General features: G+C 59.2%; 20 protein-coding genes and 1 pseudogene. 10 read left to right on the forward strand and 11 right to left on the reverse strand.

The window, feature by feature from the left end:
- Window positions 1-119: 119 nt before the first annotated feature.
- From M1E04_RS04205 to yaaA, 9 genes are all read right to left on the reverse strand, one after another.
- Entirely contained in the window at window positions 120-1,256 is a 1,137-nt protein-coding gene (locus M1E04_RS04205) for a mannuronate-specific alginate lyase (RefSeq protein WP_065991927.1), read from the reverse strand.
- 7 nt (window positions 1,257-1,263) lie between these two features.
- Entirely contained in the window at window positions 1,264-2,703 is a 1,440-nt protein-coding gene (locus tag M1E04_RS04210) for an alginate O-acetyltransferase (RefSeq protein WP_065991928.1), read from the reverse strand.
- Between the two features lie 13 nt (window positions 2,704-2,716).
- Window positions 2,717-4,366, reverse strand: coding sequence for a mannuronan 5-epimerase AlgG (algG, locus tag M1E04_RS04215; protein ID WP_192132646.1), 1,650 nt, complete (start codon window positions 4,364-4,366; stop codon window positions 2,717-2,719).
- A gap of 27 nt (window positions 4,367-4,393) precedes the next feature.
- The gene (locus M1E04_RS04220) at window positions 4,394-5,899 is read right to left on the reverse strand and encodes an alginate export family protein (RefSeq protein ID WP_065991930.1); all 1,506 of its coding nucleotides are present in this window, start codon (window positions 5,897-5,899) and stop codon (window positions 4,394-4,396) included.
- Entirely contained in the window at window positions 5,896-7,308 is a 1,413-nt protein-coding gene (gene algK, locus M1E04_RS04225) for an alginate biosynthesis TPR repeat lipoprotein AlgK (protein ID WP_456292452.1), read from the reverse strand. Before algK ends, M1E04_RS04220 begins: the two co-directional genes overlap by 4 nt.
- A 2-nt stretch (window positions 7,309-7,310) precedes the next feature.
- Window positions 7,311-8,483, reverse strand: coding sequence for an alginate biosynthesis protein Alg44 (locus M1E04_RS04230; protein ID WP_065991934.1), 1,173 nt, complete (start codon window positions 8,481-8,483; stop codon window positions 7,311-7,313).
- A 53-nt stretch (window positions 8,484-8,536) separates the two neighbouring features.
- Window positions 8,537-10,018 carry a mannuronan synthase gene (gene alg8 / locus M1E04_RS04235; RefSeq protein WP_065991936.1) on the reverse strand — a complete coding sequence of 494 codons (1,482 nt, stop codon included), beginning with the start codon at window positions 10,016-10,018 and terminating at the stop codon, window positions 8,537-8,539.
- A gap of 129 nt (window positions 10,019-10,147) precedes the next feature.
- Window positions 10,148-11,464, reverse strand: coding sequence for a nucleotide sugar dehydrogenase (locus M1E04_RS04240; RefSeq protein WP_065991938.1), 1,317 nt, complete (start codon window positions 11,462-11,464; stop codon window positions 10,148-10,150).
- Window positions 11,465-12,461: 997 nt separating this feature from the next.
- Window positions 12,462-13,241, reverse strand: a complete 780-nt coding sequence (gene yaaA / locus M1E04_RS04245) for a peroxide stress protein YaaA (protein ID WP_065991940.1) — start codon at window positions 13,239-13,241, stop codon at window positions 12,462-12,464.
- Window positions 13,242-13,424: 183 nt separating this feature from the next.
- On the opposite strand from yaaA, the pseudogene M1E04_RS04250 reads away from it, so the two are divergent.
- The 8 genes and pseudogenes from M1E04_RS04250 to M1E04_RS04285 form a co-directional block, all read left to right on the forward strand.
- Window positions 13,425-14,600, forward strand: a pseudogene (locus M1E04_RS04250) (polysaccharide deacetylase family protein); the annotation flags it as partial.
- Window positions 14,601-14,989: 389 nt separating this feature from the next.
- Window positions 14,990-16,384: a PhoH family protein gene (locus tag M1E04_RS04255; RefSeq protein ID WP_065991946.1), complete on the forward strand. Its 1,395-nt coding sequence runs from the start codon at window positions 14,990-14,992 to the stop codon at window positions 16,382-16,384.
- Window positions 16,385-16,549: 165 nt separating this feature from the next.
- On the forward strand, window positions 16,550-17,035 hold the full coding sequence (gene moaC, locus M1E04_RS04260; RefSeq protein WP_456292453.1) for a cyclic pyranopterin monophosphate synthase MoaC: 486 nt from the start codon (window positions 16,550-16,552) through the stop codon (window positions 17,033-17,035).
- Window positions 17,032-17,283 (forward strand): MoaD/ThiS family protein, encoded by a 252-nt coding sequence (locus M1E04_RS04265; protein WP_410928427.1) that lies wholly within the window; start codon window positions 17,032-17,034, stop codon window positions 17,281-17,283. Before moaC ends, M1E04_RS04265 begins: the two co-directional genes overlap by 4 nt.
- Window position 17,284: 1 nt before the next feature.
- On the forward strand, window positions 17,285-17,734 hold the full coding sequence (gene moaE, locus M1E04_RS04270; protein WP_456292454.1) for a molybdopterin synthase catalytic subunit MoaE: 450 nt from the start codon (window positions 17,285-17,287) through the stop codon (window positions 17,732-17,734).
- 307 nt (window positions 17,735-18,041) lie between these two features.
- Entirely contained in the window at window positions 18,042-18,692 is a 651-nt protein-coding gene (locus M1E04_RS04275; protein ID WP_083233272.1) for a CsgG/HfaB family protein, read from the forward strand.
- A gap of 23 nt (window positions 18,693-18,715) precedes the next feature.
- On the forward strand, window positions 18,716-19,087 hold the full coding sequence (locus tag M1E04_RS04280; RefSeq protein ID WP_410928428.1) for a DUF4810 domain-containing protein: 372 nt from the start codon (window positions 18,716-18,718) through the stop codon (window positions 19,085-19,087).
- A complete protein-coding gene (locus M1E04_RS04285) occupies window positions 19,084-19,743 on the forward strand; it encodes a DUF799 domain-containing protein (RefSeq protein ID WP_065991957.1) in 660 nt (219 codons plus the stop codon). Before M1E04_RS04280 ends, M1E04_RS04285 begins: the two co-directional genes overlap by 4 nt.
- 58 nt (window positions 19,744-19,801) lie before the next feature.
- Here the strand turns inward: M1E04_RS04285 and rhlB are convergent, their stop codons facing one another.
- Together rhlB and M1E04_RS04295 are read right to left on the reverse strand one after the other, a co-directional pair.
- Window positions 19,802-21,274: an ATP-dependent RNA helicase RhlB gene (gene rhlB / locus M1E04_RS04290; protein WP_456293149.1), complete on the reverse strand. Its 1,473-nt coding sequence runs from the start codon at window positions 21,272-21,274 to the stop codon at window positions 19,802-19,804.
- 108 nt (window positions 21,275-21,382) lie between these two features.
- Complete coding sequence (locus M1E04_RS04295) at window positions 21,383-22,039, reverse strand: alpha/beta hydrolase (RefSeq protein ID WP_456292455.1); 657 nt, start codon at window positions 22,037-22,039, stop codon at window positions 21,383-21,385.
- 489 nt (window positions 22,040-22,528) lie between these two features.
- Here M1E04_RS04295 and M1E04_RS04300 point away from each other — a divergent pair, with 489 nt between their 5' ends.
- Window positions 22,529-23,560: an amino acid ABC transporter substrate-binding protein gene (locus tag M1E04_RS04300; protein WP_065991973.1), complete on the forward strand. Its 1,032-nt coding sequence runs from the start codon at window positions 22,529-22,531 to the stop codon at window positions 23,558-23,560.
- A 65-nt stretch (window positions 23,561-23,625) separates the two neighbouring features.
- Window positions 23,626-24,807, forward strand: coding sequence for an amino acid ABC transporter permease (locus M1E04_RS04305; RefSeq protein ID WP_456292456.1), 1,182 nt, complete (start codon window positions 23,626-23,628; stop codon window positions 24,805-24,807).
- The last annotated feature ends 8 nt before the right edge of the window (window positions 24,808-24,815 follow it).

Below are 24,815 nucleotides of genomic sequence, written 5' to 3' on the forward strand. Positions count from 1 at the left end.
GGGGCGAAACATGTTCGGGTTAATCCGGAACTACCCTGTGGGAGCGAGCTTGCTTGCGAATAAACGGGTGCCGCTCATGGCCCCTTCGCGAGCGAACTCGCCCCCACATCCCGCTGCGCTTACGAGCCGCCCTTATCACCCTTGTCATGCGTCGGGTCATAAGTGCGGGTCAGGTCGCCGCCGAGGCGGAAGTTCTTGAACGGTTGCATCTTGTGTTTCTGTTCAAGCACATCCGGGCCGCAGTCATACAGCGAGCAATACGGTTCCAGCCAGGCGAATTTCATGTCGGTTTTCAGGTCCGTCATGTCCTGCTTTTCGCCGTCACGTGCTGCGAATTCGCTGCCTGAATTCTTCACGCCAGCCAGGACGCGATCACCCAGACGCTTGAGCGCACCGTTGTTTTCCTGACGCAGATCGACACCGTTGGCCTGGGCGAAACTCGCGATCATCGCCAACGGCGGAAGCGCATAGTTGTGGTAGGCCAGCGCGCGTTGCTTGCGCTTGAGCTCGTTCGGCAGGAAACCTTGCGGGTCGATCTGGTTGGCGCCGATCTTGAATTCCTTCACGGCCCAATCGAACAGGTCCTGGCGATTGGTCGCCACTGCCGTGGACATCACGGCCCAGGCGGCCCAATACGAGTGGTTATTGGTCTTCTCAAGCGGCAGATTGTTCCAGTCGCTGACCACGTGATCCGCCAGTTTGCTGAACCAGGCTTCGATGACCTGCGTCTCCTGCTGGCGGGTAGCCAGAGGGTGCGACTCGGAGAACTTCAGGCGCAGATAAGCGGACGACATGCTGCCCAGTGCCCATTTGCGCATCGATTTGCCGGTGTGGTTGAAGTCGGTGGACTCCAGCGCATCGGCCTTGGCCCAGGTGGTCAGCATGTTCAGCGCGCAATCGAGCTGTTCCGGGCGACCGTCACGCATGTACTGCATCACCACCTTGCTGGTGGCGCGCTCCATGGTGGTGATGTCTTTGGTCGCATCACGGAACGCCTGGTCCGAAACCATGTTCAACGTTGCGCGGGCCTTGTCCGAGCCTTCGTATTTGCTGCGAAACTGCAGCGGACCGGTGTAAGGCTGCGGGATCGAGTCACAGCTGAACTTGCCCTGGCCTGTCTTGAATTTCTCGACACCTTCGTAGTAACCCTGCGGCGGCACGAGTGTCGACGCAGCGCTGGCGCCGGTGGCGAACAGTGCCGAGGACATCATCGCCAGCGACAGAAGGGTAGGGAGCATCAGTTTTGGAGTGTGCATAGGAGCCTCATAACCCGGCTTGCGCGGTTTGATGCGCGACATTCGGGAACACGTTGCGTTTGCATACTTTCGCTTCGACCTGCTGTGGCGCAGTGCCCGCTTCCGGACCCTGCACTTCCAGTGCGAGCAATTGCTGGTCAGCCCAGTCTTTGTCATCGCGCAGTTCGAAGGAGAAGCGCCCGTCGGTTTCAGATGTTTCAGGTTTTTCGATCTTCAAGTCTTCGTGGCGACCGTTCATGTACCAGAGGCGCGCCTGAAGGGTTTTCACCGAGTTGTCGGCGAACTTGATGTCGATCTGATTACTGCCGTTGCGCACATCCTTGATGCCGTTTTTGCCGTTGACCAGCAACTCGTTGATCCCTGGTTTGAGGGTGGTGCTAGTGCTCATGATTGCCGGCTTGCCTTCACAGCCGTTGTCCAGCAGCGACATCATCTGGCGATAGATGGTCTCCTGATCGAGGCGATAAAGCGGCGAGAATTCCCAGATGAGAATCTTCGGTGGGTGTTTCTGGAAGTCTTCGCTGCCCAGGTACTGCAGCATCGAACCTTCAAGGCCGCCGCCCGGGAAGGCGACGTTCAGCACATCAGCACCAATGTATTCCTGCAAAAAGCCGGCAAAGTTGTAGTTCTTGCCGCTGTGACTGGTACCGACCAGGGTGATTTCCGGGTTGCCGGAGTCACCAAACAGGTCGCCGTCGGCTGCTTCGCCTTTGGGTTCCGTCTCAAACTGGTCCATGTACTGGATGGCATAGCTCGTGCCGCACAATTGACCGGCCATATTGTGAAGAGTGCCCTTCTTGCCCATGCGACCTGACAAATGGGTCTCGAATTCACGGCGCGGAACGCCGGCAAAGGCCTGCATCTTTTTCACGGAATCAGCGACGATTTTCGCCGTGCGCTGGGCACCGTACGGTGTCCAGTGCTGGTCACCGCGGAAGTAGAAATCGTGGGCCTGTTGCTCGTTGGTCAACGGCGACAGGTCCGGCACGGTGTAGCCCATTTTTGCGAAACGACCGAGCATGGCCTGGTAGTTGCGCAGTGCGGTGTTGTAGTCGAACTTGTCGCGTTCGGCCGGGAACAGCTTGTTGCGATCAACCAGCCCACGGGTGGGTTGGTACACGACCACCAGCTCTACACCCTTGCTCTTGAAGGCGTCGTGCAGCATTTGCATGCGGCGATAGCCTTCAGGCGTGGTGTCGAATTCGGTGCGCAGGTCTTCACGGGTCCGGAACAGCCAGTCGCCCTGGGCCTGAACCAGCGTGGTGAAGTTCTGCTGATAGCGGCTGACGTAGTTTTTTTCGTCATGCGCTTCTGGGCACAGACTGCAGCAAGGCTCGGCAGTGAAGGTCGGGGCTGTGGTGTCCGCTGCATACGCGCCATTGCTGGCGGCGAACAGTGCAGCGGTCAGGCCCGAGAGGCTGAGCAGTTTGATCAAATGTGCGTGCATAGAAATATCTTCCTCAGTCCCGGAGTTGTTTCTGGCTTTCGACCGGGTCGATCAACACGGCTTTCTGTTGGCGCACCAGCAGATCGAGGATTTCGTCCTGACGATCGCCCAGTACACCGTTGAAGCTGATCCCGCTGGCTTTGGTCGGTGCAAGCATCGACACCTTGTACAGCTCGACGCTCAGAGGCGAGTCGATGGACAGGGGGCCTGAACCGTTGGAGGTCAGTTCGCCGCCGACCATGATCAGCGAGACTTCGGCATCGAATGGATCGAGCTTGATGTCGCGGTCAGTGTCAGACAGGTCCTTGATGTGGCCGTAAACGCCCATCAAACCGTTACCGATGGCCAGGTTTTCGTACAGCTTGATGTTGGTGCTGTTGCGAACCCGGATGCCGTGACGCTTGTTGGCGAACACACGGTTACCCCACAGCAGGTTGTCGGCACTCTCATACAAGGTGATGCCATCGGTGTGGTTGCGGTAGATCTCGTTGTACGCCACCAGGTTGTTCACGCTGTTACGGTCAAGGACGATGCCGGACAGGTGGTTGTCGTAGCTTTTGTTGTTGATGATGAAGCTGTCGTTCACCTCACGGGAGACGATGATCCCGTGCTTTTTCTTGGTCCCGTACACCGTGTTTTCGGCAATGATCAGACCGTGGGAACGGTCATGGGGGTCGATGCCGTAGATGATGTTGTCGTGGTAGGTGCTGCCCTTGACCACGAAGTCACGGGTTTCATAGCAGTAGAAGCCGTACCACATGTCCGAGAATTCAGAGTTGACGATCCAGCCGGTTGGCTCGGCGCGGTTCATCTGAGCCTTCATGTTCGGCGTGTACTGGGAAATACTGATCCCGTACGACTTGCTGTTGTTGTAACCCAGGCTCGCCACTTTGGTGTTGAACATGTAGGTCTGCGTACCGCCCCAGGACAGCAGGAACGGACGGAATTCCTTCGGCGCCTTGAACGTCGACGGGCCGTTGGATTTCTCGCTCCAGCCGGTCAGTTTGGTGTCCGACATGAACAGCAGGTTGTCGTTGACCAGAAACGCACCGGCGTCCTGAGACAGGCGCAGTTCGGTGGTTTTCTTGTCGACCTCGAGGATGCCGTTCTTGCCCACGACGATCGGCAGACGAGCCAGGAACACGCCCGGCGAGGTCTCGCTCAGGTACTGTTTAGGCACCTTTTTCGCGAGGTCCTGCAACGTCATGTAGCCGTCTTCGATGAAGATGGCCTGGGGAATGCCGTGCTGACGGGCTACCCATTCGGCCATCTTGTTGTCACCGCCGATGAATTCCTTCAGCGAGTCTTCCTGCATCATGCGTTTGATCGCGACCTTGCCCGGTTTGCTGCGCACGATCTTCTTCTGCATGGCCTGCTGGGTGTAACCCGAGAGGTCAGGCAGCTTGGGCTTGTCCATCAACAGCGGTTCGATGGGCGGGCTGCTGATGGTGTAGGTCTTGGCCTGATGCAGGCCCTTGACCACCACTTCCTTGTCATCCGCCGGATGCGCCGCAGGGGCAGGAACCGGCAACGGGTTGTTGGCCATGGCCGCAGTGCTGGAGAGCAGCATGACGCTGCTCAACACTGCGCATTTCAGCACAGAGCTTTCCAGCAGGGCATGCGGCCATGCCCGGTGACGCAATCTGCTTGCTTGACTGTTCATCTCATTGCACTCCTATCGCGGCTTGCATCAGAAGCGCCAGATGACGTCGACGATGGCGCGGTGCATGTAATCATCTACACCGCTGTGATACGCATCGCCCGGTTTGAACACGCCTGCACGCAGACGAATCAGCGCCGACGGTTCGTCGAACGACTGGCTCACCGCAGCAGGCAGCAGGCCTTGCTTGAAGTACTTGGTGACGACGAGGTCCATTTCCTGGCCCAGGTCCTTGCGGCCGTCTTCAAGCGGCAGCGAGGCGAATGTGCTGACGCCATCGGAGTCGACATTTTCCTGAGCCGGGTTGATACCCGCGCCGCCGATGCCCGAATGGCCGTCGACACGACGGAACTTGTGGTAGATCAGCGAGGCGTCGTACTCGTCCTGCATCTGCCACGAAGCGAACAGCGAGCCGGACTCTACGTTGGCCATTTCGCCCTGGAACGCTTCACCGAAGCGATGCACGCGCGAGCGGGTACCGGTCCAGTTCGAGCGGTTGCTTTCCAGGCCGTTCTGCTCGTAGTTCTTGCTGGCGCGGGAGTAGGCGCCGCCCACTTGCCACATCGGATCCAGACGGAAGCGCAGGCCCAGGTCGGTCGCCCAGCCGTTGACGTTTTCGCTGTTCTTCTCACCGGCCACGTACTGATCGCCAATGGCGTCATAGGTGGTGCCGATGCGGTCACGATCGCCGGTCAGCCAGGTCAGGCTGCCCCAATAGTTGACGGTGTTCAGGTTGCGGTAGTTGTACGCATCGCTGTTGGCCTGCAGACCCAGCCAGGTCAGGTCGCCACGCGAAGTCTTGTCCAGATCGTCGATGGCCGAGCCCTGTTGTTTCAGGCTGCCGCCGTCATGACTGTGGTGCGCACGAACGCCTGCCCACTGGCCCGGCGTCCACTGGTATTCCACGTCGCCATAAAGATGCGAGCGATCCTTGTCCTGCGCCGACAGTTCGGTCAGGTCGGTGCGGTATTCGCTGAAGCGCTGGGCGGCGCCCACTTCTGCCTTGAGCAGGGTGGTGTCGAATGTCCAGTTCACCGCTTCGATGTTGGTGTCGTGCCACTGACCATCGTCATTGCGCAGACGCTGACGGCCGACTTTCAGGATCTCGCCGGGGTAGGGCGTGAAACCGCTGTAGCCGATCCAGAACTCACGCAGGGCCGCGTAGCTGTCATCGACTTTGCGGCTGTTCGACGTGCTGCGCGAGCGCTGAGCGCTTTGGCCGTTTGCGTCGGTGACCTGCTGGTCCAGCGGGTCGGTCTGGATGGTGTCGGTCGCGGTGACGACCTGGCCCATCGCGTAACCGCTCCAGTTGCCCCACTCGCCATACGCCCACGGACGCAGATCCAGACCGACACCATTGACGTCGCCACCGCTGCGGGTGCCGAGGTCACGGTCGTCTTCCATCTGGCCGGTCGCTTTGACTTCGATGCCGAAATTCTGAGTGTCGGTCAGGGCGGCCAGTGTCGGCGTGGCCCAGATCAGGGAGAAGCCCAGGCCGAATCCGGCCGCCATCAGAGGGTTCAACTTAAGCTTCATAGAGGTGCGTCCCCGCCGTCTTTTTCTTCTTGCAGTGTCTGCAACGCCAACGCGTTTTGCGCGGTTGTGCCGCGGACCTGCTGTTCTCGCTGGAGAAGACTCTGCGCCTGGGCGCGCTTCTCAGGCGGCAATTGTTCGTTCAGTTGTTGCGCAAGATCCGTCGCTTGCGGTGTGCCCTGGGCCAGTGCGAGCTGGCCGAAGACCCATGCGTTGACCGGATCAGGCTTGATACCTTTGCCTTGCGAGAACAACTGCGCGAGGGCGAAGTCGGCGCTGTTCTGGCCACCGCGTGCGGAGGTCAGCAACTGGTCGACCGCTTTCTGCGGGTCTGGATGGCCCAGATAGCCCCGGCGATACAGCTGACCCAGGTAGTAATGCGCGGAGATTTGCGTCGCAGCCGCCTTGGTCAGGTGCTCTTCGGCTTTCTTCGCATCCGGCAAGACCAGCTTGCCTTCGTAATACAGCTTGCCCAGCAGCAGCTCGGCGCGGGGTTGATCCGCAGCACGGCCGTTGTCCAGGTATTCCATCATCTTGTTGACGTCACCCAGCTCGGGGAAGTCGTACAGCAATTGCGCCAGGCTGACCCAGGAAGCGGGGTAACCGGGGGCAACTTTCTCCAGCAGCGACTGCGCGGTCTTTTCGTCCGGCTTGCCGAGGGTCGAATCCGCCAGCACGCGAGCGACGCTGTCGACCCGCATGGCAGGCACGCTGCCCATCGCGTAGCTGCTTTGCATCTGCTCGATCAGCGCCGCCTGTTTGTCGGCTTCGCCGCGCTTCTGGTAGACCGTCGCCAGCTCGGTGTAGCAAACATCAGTGGTACGCAACGCTTGCTTGCAGATGCTTTCGACTTCAGCCAGATGCTGGTCGTAGGTGCCCTGGGTGCGATACAGCAGCACTTGGGCCAGACCCGCTTCCGGGTAACCGGTCGCGCGCCATTCGTTGATCTTCTGCTGCGCATTCACGTTCGGGAACGTGTGCGGGTACTGCAGATAGAGCATCGCCAGCGGGATCAGCGTGCCGGCTTCGCCATTGGCGAAGGCCTTCTTCAACAGACCTTCGGCTTCACGTTGCTCGGCTTCGGTGGAGTTCGGCTTGACCGCCAGCAACTTGCCCAGACGCGATTGCGCCCGAGGCGAAGTGGCGGCAGCAGCGCGATACGTCGCCTCGGCCTGCTTGATCAGCTCGGGGTCGCGAGTACCCACCTGGATGTCCGCAAGGCCGACCTGCGCATCGCTATAGCCCAGGTCCGCCAGTTGCCGATAGTTTTGCTCCGCCATCGCGGTGTCGCCGCGTTTCAGGGCTTCGTTGGCCAGGCGCTGATCGGGCAGGCCGGCACAGCCGCCCAAACCGATAGCGATCGCCAGGCTCAACACTGTAGGGGCTGACAAGCTTCGTAGTGGGCTAGCCATGTTTAGAAACCTGCCGCCGTGGCTTTATCGATCAACCAGTTCAGCGACGGGCCGCGGGTGCTTACCACTTCAACCGGACGACCTGCCAGGCTGCTGTTGATGGCTTCGTCAGGCTGGATCTGAACGCGGATGTCGGAAGACAGGTCAGCAGGGCTCAGAGCCGTGGCGCTGACGATCTTGCCGCTGTGGTCGCCGTCTTCGCCGGCAACCTGGAAGGTCACGCGAGCGCCCGGCTGTACATCGGCGAACTGACGGTAGGTGAAGCGAGCATCGACATTGGCGGCAACGTTGCGCGGGACCATCTGGAAGATGACCTGACCTTTGCTTGCGTACTGACCGTCGGCGACCAGTTGCTTGGCCACGACGCAATCGCACGGGCTGGTCATGGTGCCGGCCAGTTGACGACCAAACAGCTCTTCGATTTTGGCCGGCTGCATTTCGTCCGGGTCCAGGTTGCCTTTCAACATGTCCAGCATGCTGGTGTTGAAAGTCGCCAGCGGAGCGCCTTTGGCGACGTTGCCGTTTGGCGTTACCAGGCTGGTCACGGTGCCTTCACGAGGCATGGTGACATCCAGGCTAGGGACGCTGACCAGGCCCGAGGTGGAGTGGCTGACGAAGTACATGCCGTAGACCGATTTCGCGACGAAGCCGAATGCAATCAAACCGACGGCGAAGATACCGACGCTGAAGGTCACGGCGCGCAGGCGACCGAAGGCGCTCAGGCCGCTGCCGCCGTCTTTGGATTTGCGGGCCTTGGTGAAGTTGTCGCGCTGCAGGGTCGCCAGTACTTCGCCCATGCTGATGAGGTCGCCCGACAGGTGCGAAGTGATCAGGTGACGCAGCGTCGAGATGTCTTGGGATTCCAGATTCTGGAACTGGCAGCCGACACGGCCGGTGCTCGAATCGATGGTGCGCACTTGCAGGTCAACGTCCATTGCCAGACCGAGGTTGTCGATCAGGAACTGCAGACGACCCTTGATGACTTCACCGACGCCTGGACGCAGGTTGGCAGGAGCGACAAAGCTCAGACCGCCTGCGGAAAGGTCTTCGACACGCACCAGCGGGGCGTTCGGCTGACCATTGAGCAGTCGCAGTTTGGCCGGGATCTTGACCCGTGCGTGCTGACGCTGGGCTTCGGATTCATGTACGACATTGGCATTCACGGCTGTATTCATGGTGGTAATTCCTGATTAATCGAGTTGATCCATTGTTTCGGTCAAAGGCCCGGTCAGACCATTGTCAGCAGCACGGCAACGAAGATGCTGCCAGCCGAGAAAGTCATGGTCCGCGACGACCAGGTGTTGAACCAACCCTGGAAGCTGGCCATGTCGCGGCTCAGTTTTGTGTCCTGTCGGGTCCAGGACTGTCGGTCGAGACGGAAGAAGACGTAAATCTTCATCAGTGCGCCGACGATCTGGTTGTAATAGAGAATCATCGGATACGCCGGCCCGATCTTGTGCCCGCTGCACGACAGCAGCAGGGTCAGGATCAGACGGGTGATACCGATCCACAGCAGGTACGCCAGCAGGTATTCGATGCCGAACTTGAGGCTTGCCAGCATGGCAACGGTCAGGCCGAGGATCGATGTCCACATCGATACGCGCTGGTCGAACAGCACGATGCTGGTGAAGACCCCAAGACGACCGAAGCCCAGACCCAGCGCACGGGAGTTCTGCCGAAGGTTGTTGCCGTACCAGCGATACATCAGCTTGCGGCTGGCTTTCAGGAAGCTCTTTTCCGGCGGGTGTTCAACGGTGTTGATGGCGGCATCCGGCACGTAGAACGTGTCGTAGCCCAGGCGCATCAGGCTGAACCAGCTGGACTTGTCGTCGCCGGTCAGGAACTTGAAGCGGCCCAGACGCCAGTGCTGCAGCGAATCGCTTTCCACGTCAGCGATGAACATCGGGTCCGTCACCACGGTGGCGCGGAACACCGACATACGGCCGGTCATGGTCAGCACGCGCTTGGACAGCGCCATCGAGCACATGTTGATGTGACGCTGAGCGAAACGCAGCTTGTGCCACTCGCTCATGATGTAGCCGCCGCGTACTTCACAGAATTCGTTGGTGGTCAGGCCGCCGACGTTGCCGAACAGCTGGAACCACGGAACTGTTTTCTGCACCACGCCTTCAGCGAGCACGGTGTCGCCGTCGATCACCGCAACCACGGAGCGGTCGTCCGGCATGTGGCGGGAGATGGCGCGGAAACCGAACGCCAGACCATCACGCTTGCCGGTACCGGCGATGCGCACGAAGTCGAGCTTGACGTGCTCCGGCGGGTTGTACTTGGCCCACAGTGCCTTGACCAGCAGCTCGTCGGACATTTCCACCAGGGAGCACACGATGGTGGTCGGGAAGCCGCAGTTGATGGCTTCGCGAATCACCGAGCTGTACACCTGAGCGGTGGTCAGCGCATCGATACGAAAGCTGGTGACCATCAGGAACACGTGGGACGGATCGGCGGCCTTGCCCAGCTTGCGCACTTTGCGGCGCAGGTGCGGGTAGACGATGTACAGGAAAATCATGCCGCGCACGAAGTGCGTTGCGCCCATCGAGTAGCGCCAGATGCCGACGATACCGATCAGGAAAATGAAATCTTTGGAGTGCGAGTCAAACAGCGATGCAGGCAGCGCCATGGCAATGGCAGCCAGCAAAGTTAGATAAAACAGCCAACCTGCGGCCTGGAGGAAGCCGTGCTTCAGCCTTTGCATAGTGTGTATCCCTAAGTCAGTTGCAACCTCAAGCCGCAAGCTTCAAACCTCCCGTCGCAGGCGCTGACGCCCGGGACGGGAGGGATGAAGCCTGAAACTTGCAGCTCGTGGCTTGCAGCTCGCTGTGTGTTACCAGCAGATACCTTCGATTTGACCGTTTTCGGTGGTGGTGCCTTTCATGAAGCCCACCAGGTCAATCACACGCTTGCCGGCTGGCGCGTTGTTGGCGAGTGCACGGAAGCGCTCGTCGCGGTTACCCAGGATGATCACGTCGGAGTTGTTGATGACCGCGTCGAAGTCCGAGTTCAGCAGGGACGAAACGTGCGGGATCTTGGACTCGATGTAGTCCTTGTTGGCGCCGTGAACGCGAGCGTATTCGACGTTGCTGTCGAAGATGCTCAGGTCGTAGCCTTTACCGATCAGCATTTCTGCCAGCTCGACCAGTGGGCTTTCGCGCAGGTCATCGGTACCGGCCTTGAAGCTCAGACCCAGCAGGGCAACTTTGCGAGTGTCGCTGGCAGCAACGATGTCGAAAGCGTTCTGAACCTGGGAAACGTTGCTGCGCATCAGGGAGTTGAGCAGAGGCGCTTCAACGTCCAGAGTGCTGGCGCGGTAGGTCAGGGCGCGGACGTCCTTCGGCAGGCAGGAACCGCCGAAAGCGAAGCCTGGGCGCATGTAGTACTGCGACAGGTTCAGAGCCTTGTCCTGGCAGACCACGTCCATCACTTCGCGGCCGTCGACGCCGACTGCCTTGGCGATGTTGCCGATTTCGTTGGCGAAAGTGACCTTGGTCGCGTGCCATACGTTGCAGGTGTACTTGATCATTTCGGCAACGGCGATGTCCTTGCGGATGATCGGTGCGTCGAGTTCTTCGTACAGGGATTGCAGAACGTCACCGGACGCCTTGTCGAATTCGCCGATAACGGTCATCGGAGGATGGTCGTAGTCAGCGATCGCGGTGCTTTCACGCAGGAATTCAGGGTTGACCGCGACACCGAAGTCAACGCCGGCTTTCTTGCCCGAGCAGTCTTCGAGGATCGGGATGACAACGTTTGCGACGGTACCTGGCAGAACGGTGCTGCGCACGACGATGGTGTGACGGGTGCTCTTGTCACGCAGTACGAAGCCGATTTCACGGCAGACCGATTCAATGAAGTCCAGCTCCAGATCGCCGTTCTTCTTGCTTGGCGTGCCGACGCAGATCATCGACAGGTCAGTGTCGCGGATCGCTTCGGAGAAGTCGGTGGTGCCACGCAGTTTGCCGGTCTTGATGCCGGTTTCCAGCAACTCGCCCAGACCTGGCTCAACGATTGGCGACTTGCCTTTGTTGATCAGATCGATCTTGGCAGCGGAGATGTCCACGCCAACAACATCATGACCACGCGCCGAGAGGCAGCCTGCGCAGACTGCACCGACATAGCCCAAACCAAAGATGCTGATACGCATAGTAATCTCCTCAATGTTTACGCCATTAGTTGGCCGAATATAAAAACTGTCTTACAACTTTTCGCGCACTCGTGCGCACGGCAAATGAATGTCGCGTGACAAGCACAGGCAGAATTAAGGGTGAGTTACCTGGATGAAAGGTAAACCCGAATGTTACAGATCAAAAGTGTCGAGTAGCCCATACATATTTATATAGGTTCCCGATCTGGGATGTGGCAGGCACTCCGACGGATGATTAGCGCGTCGTGCTCAGGCGATCAAGGACAAGGCTTTTGGCCGTCTCCCGATGAATCTGCCCCGATTCACGACTGCGGGCACCCGAATGGTGCTAGCTCAATTCACTTCAACTAGTTTGGTGCGTGACTCCTTGTACGTACCACTTGACCCATGGGTCTAACTTCGTTGAGAAGCAACTTCCAGATCTGTCCATGTGCCATGTAAGAGATGTCCTACATGGGGGACGAGAATTGTTACGGGATGTAGGAGCGTGGGCAATCCCCATAAGTTCCGGGCCGCTCGTCCTCTTTTTGAGATTTTTCGTAACACTCGGTGCTTTCTGGCGGGATCCAGCGTGCTGGCGATCAAGGTTTGAGCCTTAGTTTATAAGGCTTTGGCCGGCCTGCAGGGTGGGGTGTCACTAGTTCAAATTCACGGGCCGAAATCTGCAAAAAAAGTTGTTAATTTTTTGAGAAAAAAAAGAGCCGTTAGTTTTCGACTGTTAGTTGGCGCCAATTAGCTGTCAGCACTACCGTTCGTCCGTGCAAACTGTAGCTTATGAACTAAGTAAGTGTGGGAATTTGCGAACAGAGTCACTGTTTTTGTTTGCTTTCGGTTGGATGGACAGACGCATTCGAATGATGGTGTTTGCCTGCTCGCACTAAAATCACCAGAAATGTGCGCTGAGCAGTGCACTGAAGTAGGGATGAAATGGCGTCGCGATGCCCGTCATTGGTTGAAGACGGGCAGGCATTTGGTCGCAGGAAAGGGCAGGTGCCAATCAGGCATCTTGCTCATCGCGCAGGAAAATGAGCTTGTCCGGGGAGGACAGTTCTTTGCTGTATCGATAGCCGTGGGCATCGAACTGGGCCAGGTCTTTGGGCTTGCTGATGCGCTCGGAAATGACGAAGCGGGTCATCATGCCCCGGGCTTTCTTGGCATAGAAGCTGATGATCTTGTACTGGCCGTTTTTCTGGTCGCGGAACTCGGTTTCGATCACGCGGGCATTAAGTGCCGGCCGCTTGACCGCCGAAAAGTACTCGTTCGACGCGAGGTTAAGCAGCACGTCGTCGCCTTGTTCTTTCAGCGCATCGTTCAGCCACTCGCTGATGCGGTCGCCCCAGAATGCATAAAGATCCTTGCCCCTGGCGTTCGCCAGTTTTGTGCCCATTTCCAGCCGATACGGTTGCATCAGGTCCAGGGGGCGCAGCAATCCATAGAGCCCGGACAACATGCGCAGGTGCTTCTGGGCGTAAGTCAGATCGGGTCCGCTCAGTGTGTCGGCGTCGAGCCCTGTATACACATCGCCCTTGAATGCCAGCAGTGCCTGTTTGGCGTTTTTGGGGGTGAACGCCGGATCCCAGCTGCCGAAGCGGGCGGCATTGAGGCCCGAGAGCTTGTCGGACAGGTGCATCAGCTCGCCGATCTGCGCGGGGGTCAGGTCGCGCAGCTGGCTGATGAGCTCCTGAGAATGATCCAGAAATTGCGGCAGGGTATGGCGCTTGGTGGTAGGCGGCGTTTCGAAATCGAGGGTTTTGGCTGGGGAAATCACCATCAGCATGGGCAGGTCTCCTTTAATCGTCGGGCGATTCTAGGGGTTGCGTGAGGTTCACTCCAGCTATGGTGTCGATAGGCGCAATCCTACGGAAGCCGTGCCCGAATCCGGCCATCTGGCCCTGGGCAAATCCGCTATAGTGCCTCGCCGGTTTTCGGCCTCTTTATCAAGGATTGGGAGCACGTCGTTTTGCGCATGCTGTTATTGATCGGAGCCTGTTTGCTGGGGCTCAACGCACAGGCGGCCACGGGGGATATCGCGATGCTGGATCGCGCAGTCTGGCCGGAGGCTCTGGAAACGCCGCAGCTGTTCGACGTCGCTTCTCGCGCCCAGATTCTCAGCTTCGCCCATCAGTTGCTGGAAAGCGAAAAGCTCAGCGATGCCCAGCTGAGTGCGCGCCTGGGGCTGCGCCAGATCAACCTGCCGACGGTGAACCTGATCCGCACACGGTTGTGGACGCGCCTGTTCGAGAACTGGACATTCGCTGAAAAAACCTGTGAAGCCGACGCCTCGTTCTGCGTGCTGGTCGACGACGTGCCGATGCTACGTCAGCGCGCCGCCGAATACAAAGTGGCCGATGATTCCTTCTATGCGCAGTGGGCGGCGCCGGCCGATGCCTTCAGCCAGCGTTATCTCAACGAACTGTTGCGCATGGCCGCCCTGTTCCCGCAGACCAGCAGCGAGATCGAGCGCTATAACTCCGACGAACTCAGCGGCGAAGAAATGCCGGACCGGACCTTCCTGCTCAATTTCGAGAGCGGTCCGACGGTTGCTGATGGGGCCACGGACTGGCTGGCTGACTTCATGCGCCAACAGAAGATCACCGCGACGTTCTTCGTCCTGGGCAAAAGCCTGCAAAGTCGTCTCGACAGCACTTCAGCGCCAGCGCTGCAAAACGTCTACCGGCAGCAATGCGTCGGCCTGCAAGGCTGGGAGTTCAGGTCCCATGCCCATTGGCGCGACTGGCAAGACTCCATCCAGCGCACGGCCGCGCTGATTCAGCAGGTGTTGCCGGACAATTTCGTGCCGTTGTTCCGTCCGCCTTACGGGCATCGTCGTGCCGACAGCGCGCCGTTCTTCCGCGATCAGCAGCTGCGGGTGTCGCTGTGGAACATCGATTCCCAGGACAGCACCGGACGCATCAGCGCCGAGCAGGCTGCCAACCGGGTGCTCACGCTGATGCTGCTGTGGCGGCGCGGCAATGTGGTCTTTCATGACAGCACGGACAAACCGCAACAGGCGGTCCCATGGCTGATGGCAAATACCGCGCAAAGCGGTGTGATCTGGGAGGATTGCCATATTTATCCCCAGCAGTTGGCGGACGAAGAAGATGAGGATGACGAGGCTGACGCGCCGGATGATGACGCTGTAGAGGAGCCAGCCGAGCAGCCGGGTGCAGCTGTTGAGCAGACGGTGCCGCCAGTGAAAGAAGGGGAGTGACGAGGGGGGATGTCGGAAATTTCTGAGGATTTATCCCAGACCGGACTTCCGACTTTAAACGCGGTTGCCCCATCCGCCAAGGCCTAATTCGCCCCCTGAAAAATAAACTTCAAAAAGCGCTGAAACGCGTTTTTATGTCATCGGTTTTGCGGTATTACGACAACAGACCGCCGAACCCTGCAACACAGGTGGCGTCATTCCAGACCCCACTTTGCGCAATTTTCTCCTGCCTCAAGGGGAAAGCCTCGGCGGCCTTTTCGTGACGCAACATCGCTGTGTGTTGCGCCACCCGGCTACTACAAAGGTGAGCGAGTATGGATGACCACGGACGCACCCCTTCCTCTAACCAGCCAATCCTTTACGTGCTCGATACCAACGTATTGATCCATGATCCAAACGCGCTTCTGAATTTCGAAGAACACCACGTTGCACTCCCCATGACGGTCCTCGAAGAACTGGACAAGCTCAAGGCGGGCAAGCACTCGGTGGCTGCCGAATGTCGGCAGGCGATCCGTTTGATTGACAAGACACTCGGCGAAGCGACCCCGGAGGAGGTCGAAAAAGGCGTACCGATCGATCGCGGTACAGGTGTTTTCAAAGGCTATCTGTCCATCCTCATGAACAAGCGGCAAGAGCCCAACCGGGTGCTGCCCGACAACCTCAACGACAACATCATCATCAATCAGTTGATTGACCTGCATGCGCGGAAAAAGGACACGCGCATCGTATTGGTCACCAAAGACATCAACATGCGCCTCAAGGCACGTGCCTGCGGCATCGAGGCCGAGGATTACAGCACCGACCAACTGGTCGACGACGTGTCGATGCTGTCCCGCGGCTACCACACCATGACCGGCTCTTTCTGGGACCGGGTGAGCAAGGTCGATACCCGCCAGGATCACGGCCGTACCTGGCACAAAGTGCAGATGATCGAGCAGATTCCGTCTGTGCACATCAACGAATTCATTATCGATGAGCAAGGCTTCGTCGGTTGGGTCAAAGGCGTCAAGCCTGATGAGTTGCTGTTGCTGGACATGCATCAAGAGCCGCTGCTGCACCAAGAGGCGTGGGGGCTGAAACCGCGCGACATCTATCAGGGGCTGGCGCTGTTCGCGCTGCTGGATCCGGACATTCATCTGGTCAACCTGTCCGGCGCGGCCGGTTCGGGCAAGACCATTCTCGCCCTGGCCGCTGCCATCGAGCAGACCATGGTCAGCAAGCGTTATCGCCGCATCATCGCCACCCGCAGCGTGCAGGGCCTCGACCAGGAGATCGGTTTTCTGCCCGGCACCGAAGCAGAAAAGATGGAGCCATGGCTTGGCGCGATCACCGACAACCTGGAAGCGTTGCACATGGACGATGAAAACACCCATGGCAGCGTCGATTACATCCTGAGCAAGGTGCCGCTGCAGTTCAAATCCCTCAACTACATTCGTGGCCGAAGCTTCCAGCAGAGCCTGATCCTGATCGATGAATGCCAGAACCTCACGCCGCACCAGATGAAAACCATCATCACCCGTGCCGGCGCCGGTTCAAAGGTGGTCTGCCTGGGCAACCTGGCGCAGATCGACACCCCTTATCTGTCGGCCACCAGTTCGGGGCTGACCTACCTGACGGAGCGTTTCAAGGACTTCCCCAACGGCGTGCACATCAGTCTGCAAGGTGTTCCACGCTCGATCCTGGCTGAATACGCGGAGAGCCATTTGTAAAGTGACAGCAGCTTCAAGCTTCTAGCCTCAAGCTGCAAGTTAGTGCCCGGTGGTGAAGGTCGCTAGCTTGTAGCTTGTAGCTTGTAGCTTGTAGCTTGCAGCTTGCAGCTTGTGGCTTCTAGCCCTAACTCCCTACAATCCCCGCTCCTGTTCAGGAGTCATCCCGTGCTCACTCATCTCGATTCCCAAGGTCGCGCCCACATGGTCGACGTCACTGAAAAAGACGTGACGTTCCGTGAAGCCGTGGCCGAAGCGCGCGTGCGCATGCGGCCCGAAACCCTGCAAATGATCGTCGAAGGCGGGCACCCCAAAGGTGACGTATTTGCCGTCGCACGCATCGCCGGCATTCAGGCCGCGAAGAAAACCAGCGATCTGATTCCCCTCTGCCACCCGTTGATGCTCACGGGCGTAAAGGTCGAACTCAGCGCCGAAAGCCCTGACACCGTGCATATCCTTGCCCGCTGCAAACTCTCCGGCCAGACCGGCGTGGAAATGGAAGCGCTGACCGCCGCCAGCATCGCCGCCCTGACTATCTACGACATGTGCAAGGCCGTGGACCGAGGCATGGCCATCGAGCACGTGCGACTGCTCGAAAAACTCGGTGGCAAAAGCGGGCACTTCATCGCCGACGAGCAGGTGAACGCCCAATGACCATTCACGTGCAAGTCCAGTTCTTCGCGCGTTTTCGCGAAACCCTCGGCACCGAGAGTGAGACGCTCGAAGGCGCGTTCGCCACCATCGACGCCGTGCGCCAGCATTTGCTCGCGCGCGGTGGTGTGTGGGAGGTGCTCAGCGAGAAAGGCATCATGTGCGCCCGTAATCAGGAGCTGTGCTCCCTGGACACGCCTGTTGAGCCGGGCGACGAGGTGGCGTTCTTCCCGACCGTCACCGGAGGCTGATATGGGCGTGCGAGTGCAAGCCGCAGCGTTCGATCCCGGCGCGGAAGTGAATGCCATGCACGACGCCAACGTCGGCGTGGGTGCGGTGGTCAGCTTTGTCGGCTACGTCCGCGACTTCAACGACGGCCTTGAAGTGGCAGGGATGTTCCTTGAACACTACCCCGGCATGACCGAGAAAGCGCTGCTCAAGATCGTCGATGAAGCGCAGCAGCGCTGGCCGCTGCTCAAGCTGGAAGTGATTCACCGGGTGGGCGAATTGAAACCGGGCGAGCCTATCGTGTTCGTCGCAGCCGCCAGCGCCCATCGCCAGGCGGCATTCGAAGCCTGCGACTTCGTCATGGACTACCTGAAGACCCGAGCGCCGTTCTGGAAGAAGGAAAACACGTCAGAAGGGGCCCGTTGGGCGGAGGGCCGCGACAGTGACCACAAGGCCGCGGATCGCTGGAAATAAGCCGGTTTGAGAGGCCCGTTAAACAGGCGCTGTTTAGAGTGGTTGACGCCAGTAAGCTGGCGTCTTAGCATTGCGGCCGGATTGATATCACTGTGATATCCCTCAGGGAATGAGCTCGTCTATCAGGAACCGTATTCCGGTTCCTGCGCGTCAATCTCGTCAAAACCCCTCCGTTTGCCCCAAATCACCGCACCTTGCGGGCGATCAACCGTGCCTGAGCAGGCGCAGTTGAGGCCAACGGACGGACATGAATCTGAAAATACGGAGTGTGGGTGTGAACCGATTGCAGCAGGTGTTCGTTTCAGGGATGGCAGCGGCAACGCTGGTTGTAGTCAGCGGTTGTGCCACGGAGAGCTCGCGGGCGATGCCGGTGGAAAAGGTCGAGAGTTACAACACTCCCTACGCCGGCGTACGTACGCCGATCGCGGTGGGCAAGTTCGATAACCGTTCAAGCTACATGCGCGGGATCTTTTCCGACGGCGTTGACCGCCTTGGCGGACAGGCCAAAACCATTCTCATCACCCACATGCAGCAGACCAATCGCTTCAACGTGCTGGACCGCGACAACATGGCCGAGATCGGCCAGGAAGCGGCGATCAAAAAGACAACGCAGCGGCTCCGTGGGGCTGATTATGTGGTGACCGGTGACGTCACAGAGTTTGGCCGTAAAGAAGTAGGAGACCAGCAACTGTTTGGTTTGCTGGGTCGTGGCAAGTCCCAGATCGCCTACGCCAAGGTCGCCTTGAATATCGTCAACATCAGCACGTCCGAGGTGGTGTATTCCACTCAGGGCGCGGGCGAGTATCAGTTGTCCAACCGCGAGGTCATCGGTTTCGGCGGGACTGCCAGCTATGACTCGACGCTCAACGGCAAGGTGCTGGATCTGGCCATGCGCGAAGCCGTCAACAACATGGTGCGGGCGATTGATGCCGGTGGCTGGAAGCCGGTTGCCAACTGATCACTACAGGGAGTTCGTTTCACATGCAAAACAGTACCCGTCAGTTCCGGTTGATCGCGATGGCGGCAGCAAGCCTGTGGCTTGCCGGCTGCGCTCAACAACCCAAGACCCTGTACCAGTGGGGTAGCTATCAGCCCGAGGTCTACGAATACTTCAAGGGCGAATCCAAAGAGGCCCAAGTCGCCAAACTGGAGGAAGACCTGCAGAAGATACGTTCCACCAACGGCAATCCACCACCGGGCTACCACGCTCAGTTGGGCATGTTGTACGGCAGTCTGGGCAAGGATGATCAGATGGTGCAGGAGTTTCGGACCGAGAAGGGGCTGTTCCCCGAGTCGGCGACCTACATGGATTTTCTGCTTAGAAACGTCAAGACAGGAGTCGCCTCCAAATGAGCGCACGTTATCTGACGCTGGCCGCCAGCCTGCTTGCAGCCACCCTGCTGGGCGGCTGCGTAGCGCCGAAGACCGTCGATTATTCGGCCTTCAAGGAAAGCAAACCCCGCTCGATCCTGGTGCTGCCACCGGTTAACGAGTCACCCGACGTCAAGGCGACATACAGCCTGCTGTCCCAAGTCACGTTCCCGCTGGCGGAGGCCGGTTACTACGTCTTGCCAGTGGCACTGGTCGACGAGACGTTCAAGCAGAACGGCCTGACCAGCGCAAACGAGATTCAGGAAACATCCCCGGCCAAACTGCGGGAAATCTTCGGTGCGGATGCGGCGATGTACGTCAAGGTGACGCAGTACGGCACCAGTTACATGGTCATCAGCAGTCAAACGATCGTGGCGGCCACCGCCAAGCTGGTCGACCTGCGCAGCGGAACGACGCTGTGGACCGGCACTGCCAGTGCGTCCAGTGATGAAGGCGGCAACAATAGCGGCGGCGGGTTGGTTGGCATGCTGATCACTGCGGCGGTCAAGCAGATCATCAATAGCTCAACCGATGCAGGCCATCCTATCGCCGGTATCGCCAGCCAGCGCTTGCTCTCGGCCGGCAAGCCAGCAGGTCTGTTATATGGCCCGCGTTCGCCTCGTTACGGCACTGACTGACACCGATCAGGCACAAAAAAAGCGCAACCCCTTCCAGGGTTGCGCTTTTTTTTGCGGCTTACTCCGCCGCAGGAACCGCCCGCTGCACGCGCACGACTGGCCGCAGCAACACGGTCGGTGGCGTTTCGCAGCTGATCTTGCGGCCCAGCTTTTCTTCGATCGACGGCAGCTGATACGAATCGTCTTCACCGGCGAAGCTGATCGACACGCCATCTGCACCCGCACGACCGGTCCGGCCGATGCGGTGTACGTAGTCGTCCGGTACTTCCGGCAGGGTGAAGTTGATCACGTGGCTGATGCCGTCGATGTGAATCCCTCGACCCGCGACGTCGGTGGCCACCAGCACGCGAATCTTGCCTTCCCGGAAACCTTCCAGCGTTTTGATGCGCTTGTGCTGGGGCACGTCGCCTGAGAGCTGCGCGGCATTGATGCCGTCACGCACGAGGCGCTCTTCGATGCGCCGCACTTCATCCTTGCGGTTGGCGAAGACCATCACCCGCTCCCAACCGTGATCATTAATCAGGTTGAACAACAGCTTGTACTTGTCAGCACCGGCCACGGCATAAATATGCTGCTCGACGGTGTCGCTGGCGACGTTCAGCGATTCGATTTCGACGATCGCAGGATCCGTCGTCCACTGCTTGGCCAGGTTCATCACGTCGTCGGTGAAAGTGGCAGAGAACAGCAGCGTCTGGCGCTCGCCCTTATGCGGGGTCTGGCGAATGATCGAGCGCACTTGAGGGATGAAGCCCATGTCGAGCATGCGGTCGGCTTCGTCCAGCACCATCACCTCAACCATATCCAGGTGCACTTCGCCGCGCTGGGCGAAGTCCAGCAGACGGCCTGGCGTGGCGACCAGGATGTCGCAGTGGCGAGCTTCGAGGTGCTTGAGCTGCTTGTCGAAATCCATGCCGCCAACAAACGTCATTACGTTGAGGTCGGTGTATTTGGTCAGCGCCTCGGCGTCCTTGGCGATCTGCACCACCAGCTCGCGAGTCGGCGCAATGATCAGCGCGCGGGGTTCACCCATGTAGCGCTCTTTCGGCGGAGGTGTCTGGGTCAGCTGCGTGATGATGGAAATCAGGAACGCGGCGGTCTTGCCGGTGCCGGTCTGGGCGCGGCCGATGGCATCGCGGCCTTTGAGGGTGTAACCCAGAACGCCCGCCTGGATCGGCGTGCAGTACGGGAAACCCAGGTCCTGGATGGCGTGCATCAGTTCGGGGGCGAGAGGGAAATCGTGGAAGCGGGTTTTGCCTTCCTGGGGTTCGACTGCGAAGTCTTCGGGTTTCCAGGGAATGACGACGGGCTTGGGCGCACGTTCACGGCGCGGGCGTTCTGCCCTGGTAGGCGAAGTGACGACCGGCGCAGCGGCTGCCGAATGCTCTGGCACTGGCGCGTGCACTTCTGCTGCTGACGGTTCCCGCGAGACAGTTTCGGTCTGGCGCTGGGGGACGGAGAGGGGAGCAGCCGGCGCGAGCGGCTCAGCCTCGCTTTTTCCGAACATCTTTTTAAGTGCTTTGAGCACGGTGATCTCATCGATTGATTTAGGAATGTACGCCGGGGAGTGTAAAGCAAGAACCCGGCGCAGCGTAGTGTCCTAGCAAATCCGCAGCGCAATTGGAAGGATCAAATGAGTGGACTAGCGAAGCTTATCCGCGAGCCAGACACCTATGTCGGAAATTTCCTGCGGTAACACTTCGTGCTCCATTGGGTATTCCTGCCATGTCACGGTGACGCCCTGCGCTTCCAGATGTTCGTAAGCCGCGCGGCCCATGGCATGCAGAACCACCGGGTCATTGCTGCCGTGCAAGCAATAGGCCGGAATGCGTTGCTGGCTGGCGGACAGGCTCATTTCGTTGCTGAACGTCGGTGCATACGTGGACAACGCGAGCACGCCGCCAAGGGGGCCTTCCCAGCGCAGGAAGGCGGTGTGCAACACCACGGCGCCGCCTTGGGAAAACCCGGCCAGGAAAGTTCGGGCCGGGTCGATGCCGCTGTCGCGCTGCTGTTCGATCAGCTTGATGACGTCTTGCGCCGAGCCTTCCAGCTCGCCGATGTCGATGGCGCGGGCCGGGCTCATGGCCTTGATGTCATACCAGCTGGGCATTGCGTAGCCACCGTTGATGGTCACGGCCCGGGTCGGTGCCTGCGGCAGAACGAAGCGCGTGGTCTTCAGCGTCTTCTGCAGCATCTCTGCCACCGGCAGGAAATCGTAGCGATCAGCCCCCAGGCCGTGCAGCCAGATCACGCAGGCATCGACTGCCAATTCCGGTTCGAGGATCAACGGTTCAGACATGTGTGCTCCATTAGTGTGCGATGCCGTCGGCGCAGCGCTTTAAGGCGGTGCGTCGGGCTGTTGGCGGCGTTTGAAAGATGTCGCAAGGTTACAAGTTTTGATCTTGACCTGTCGCTAATTCGACATTGCCAGCATGGTGGTACGGGCTTTGCTACACAACCCGCGGAGTGAAGGCGCTCACCTCGGGCGGTAACACTAATAGGCTATCAAGCAGACAGCCGAGTGTTGCGTCAGAGGCAGCAAGGAATCATCGAACAGGATTCCCGGCACGATTCGCTTTGAACCTCGGGGTTCAAGGACATCATGGGGCTTCAGTCTGCTGGACTCGCCACATGCCGAACACGCGATGACCAGATGCCTGGCGCCGGTGGCGGTAAACGGGTTCAACGTCGCATGACCCAAAAACAAGCCAGCACGGGTCATGAATGCCTCACAAGGGTGCGACGGGGCTGAGGCTCCTACACAACAAAGAGCAAACTGGAGGTTCGAATGAAGATGTTGAAATCCACCCTGGCTGTAGTGGCCGCCGCTGCAGCGCTCGGTCTGACCGGGTTCGCTCAAGCGGGTGCCAAGCTGGACGCCATTCAGAAGAAGGGCTTTATTCAGTGCGGCGTCAGTGACGGTCTGCCAGGCTTCTCGGTTCCGGACGCAAGCGGCAAGATCCAGGGCATCGACGCCGACTTCTGCCGCGCTGTTGCTGCCGCAGTGTTTGGCGACGCGACCAAGGTCAAATTCAGCCAGCTGAACGCCAAAGAGCGTTTCACTGCGCTGCAGTCCGGCGAAATCGACATTCTGTCGCGTAATACCACCTGGACCAGCTCTCGCGACGCGAGCATGGGTCTGGTGTTCCCGGGCTTCGTCACTTATTACGACGGCGTTGGCTTCCTGGCCAACAGCAAGCTGGGCGTGAAAAGTGCCAAGGAACTGGACGGCGCGACGATCTGTATTCAGGCCGGTACCACCACTGAGCTGAACGTGTCGGACTACTTCCGCGCCAACAACCTCAAGTACACCCCGATCACGTTCGACACCTCCGACGAAAGTGCCAAGTCGCTGGAATCCGGTCGTTGCGACGTACTGACCTCCGACAAATCCCAGCTCTACGCACAGCGCTCCAAGCTGGCCTCGCCGAAGGATTACGTCGTTCTGCCTGAAACCATCTCCAAAGAACCGCTGGGCCCGGTTGTCGCCCGTGGCGATGAAGACTTCAGCACCATCGTTCGCTGGGTCGGCTACGCGCTGCTGAACGCGGAAGAAGCAGGCGTCACCTCGAAAAACGTTGAAGCCGAAGCCAAGTCGACCAAGAACCCTGACGTGGCCCGCTTGCTGGGTGCCGACGGCGACTACGGTACTCAGCTGAAGCTGAAGAAAGACTGGGTCGTGCAGGTCGTCAAGCAAGTCGGTAACTACGGCGAAATGTTCGAGAAGAACCTGGGCGCAGGCACTCCTCTGGAGATTGCTCGCGGTCAGAACGCTCTGTGGAACGCTGGCGGCATTCAATACGCACCACCAGTGCGTTGATTGACCTGCGCCCGGCTGCGTGAATCGCGGCCGGGCGCTTTGTTGCATTTCTTCCGGGGCACTCCATGCAAAATCAAATCAGCGCACCCAAGCAGAGGCTTAGCCTCAGCGACCCTAAAGTGCGTGCGTGGCTATTTCAGATAATTACGGTTGTCGCCGTAGTCGCGATGGGTTGGTATCTGTTCGATAACACCCAGACCAACCTGCAACACCGGGGTATCACCTCAGGTTTCGGTTTCCTTGAAAACAGTGCCGGCTTCGGCATCGCGCAGCACCTGATTCCGTTCACGGAGTCGGACACCTACGCGCGGGTTTTCCTGATCGGTTTGCTCAACACGCTGCTGGTGACGTTCATCGGCGTGATCCTCGCGACCCTGCTGGGTTTCATCGTCGGCGTTGCGCGTTTGTCCAACAACTGGATCATCAACAAACTGGCAACGGTTTACGTTGAAGTCTTCCGTAACATTCCGCCGCTGTTGCAGATCCTGTTCTGGTACTTCGCGGTGTTCCTGACCCTGCCGGGTCCGCGGGCGGCCCACGGGTTTCTCGGTTCGTTCTTCGTCAGCAGCCGTGGCCTGAACATGCCGGCCGCGATTGCCACCGATGCGGCGTGGCCGTTCGTGATCAGCGTGGTACTGGCCATTGTCGCCATCGTGTTCATGACGCGCTGGGCGAACAAGCGCTTCGAAGCCACGGGCGTGCCGTTTCACAAGTTCTGGGCGGGCCTTGGGCTGTTCATCGTGATTCCCACGCTCTGCGCGCTGATCTTCGGTGCACCGGTGCATTGGGAACTGCCCGAGCTGAAGGGCTTCAACTTCGTGGGCGGCTGGGTGTTGATCCCTGAACTGCTGGCGCTGACGCTGGCCCTGACGGTTTACACGGCGGCATTCATCGCCGAAATCGTGCGCTCGGGCATCAAGTCGGTGAGCCATGGCCAGACTGAAGCAGCTCGCTCGCTGGGCCTGCGTCCAGGCCCGACGCTGCGCAAGGTCATCATTCCGCAGGCGCTGCGGGTGATCATCCCGCCATTGACCAGCCAATACCTGAACCTGGCGAAGAACTCGTCGCTGGCCGCCGGTATCGGTTACCCGGAAATGGTTTCGCTGTTCGCCGGTACCGTGCTCAACCAGACCGGTCAGGCCATCGAAGTCATTGCCATCACCATGAGCGTGTACCTGGCGATCAGTATCAGCATTTCCCTGCTGATGAACTGGTACAACAAGCGCATTGCGCTGATCGAGCGGTGAGGAAACGC

The sequence above is a fragment of the Pseudomonas sp. AK106 genome, from assembly GCF_053903055.1.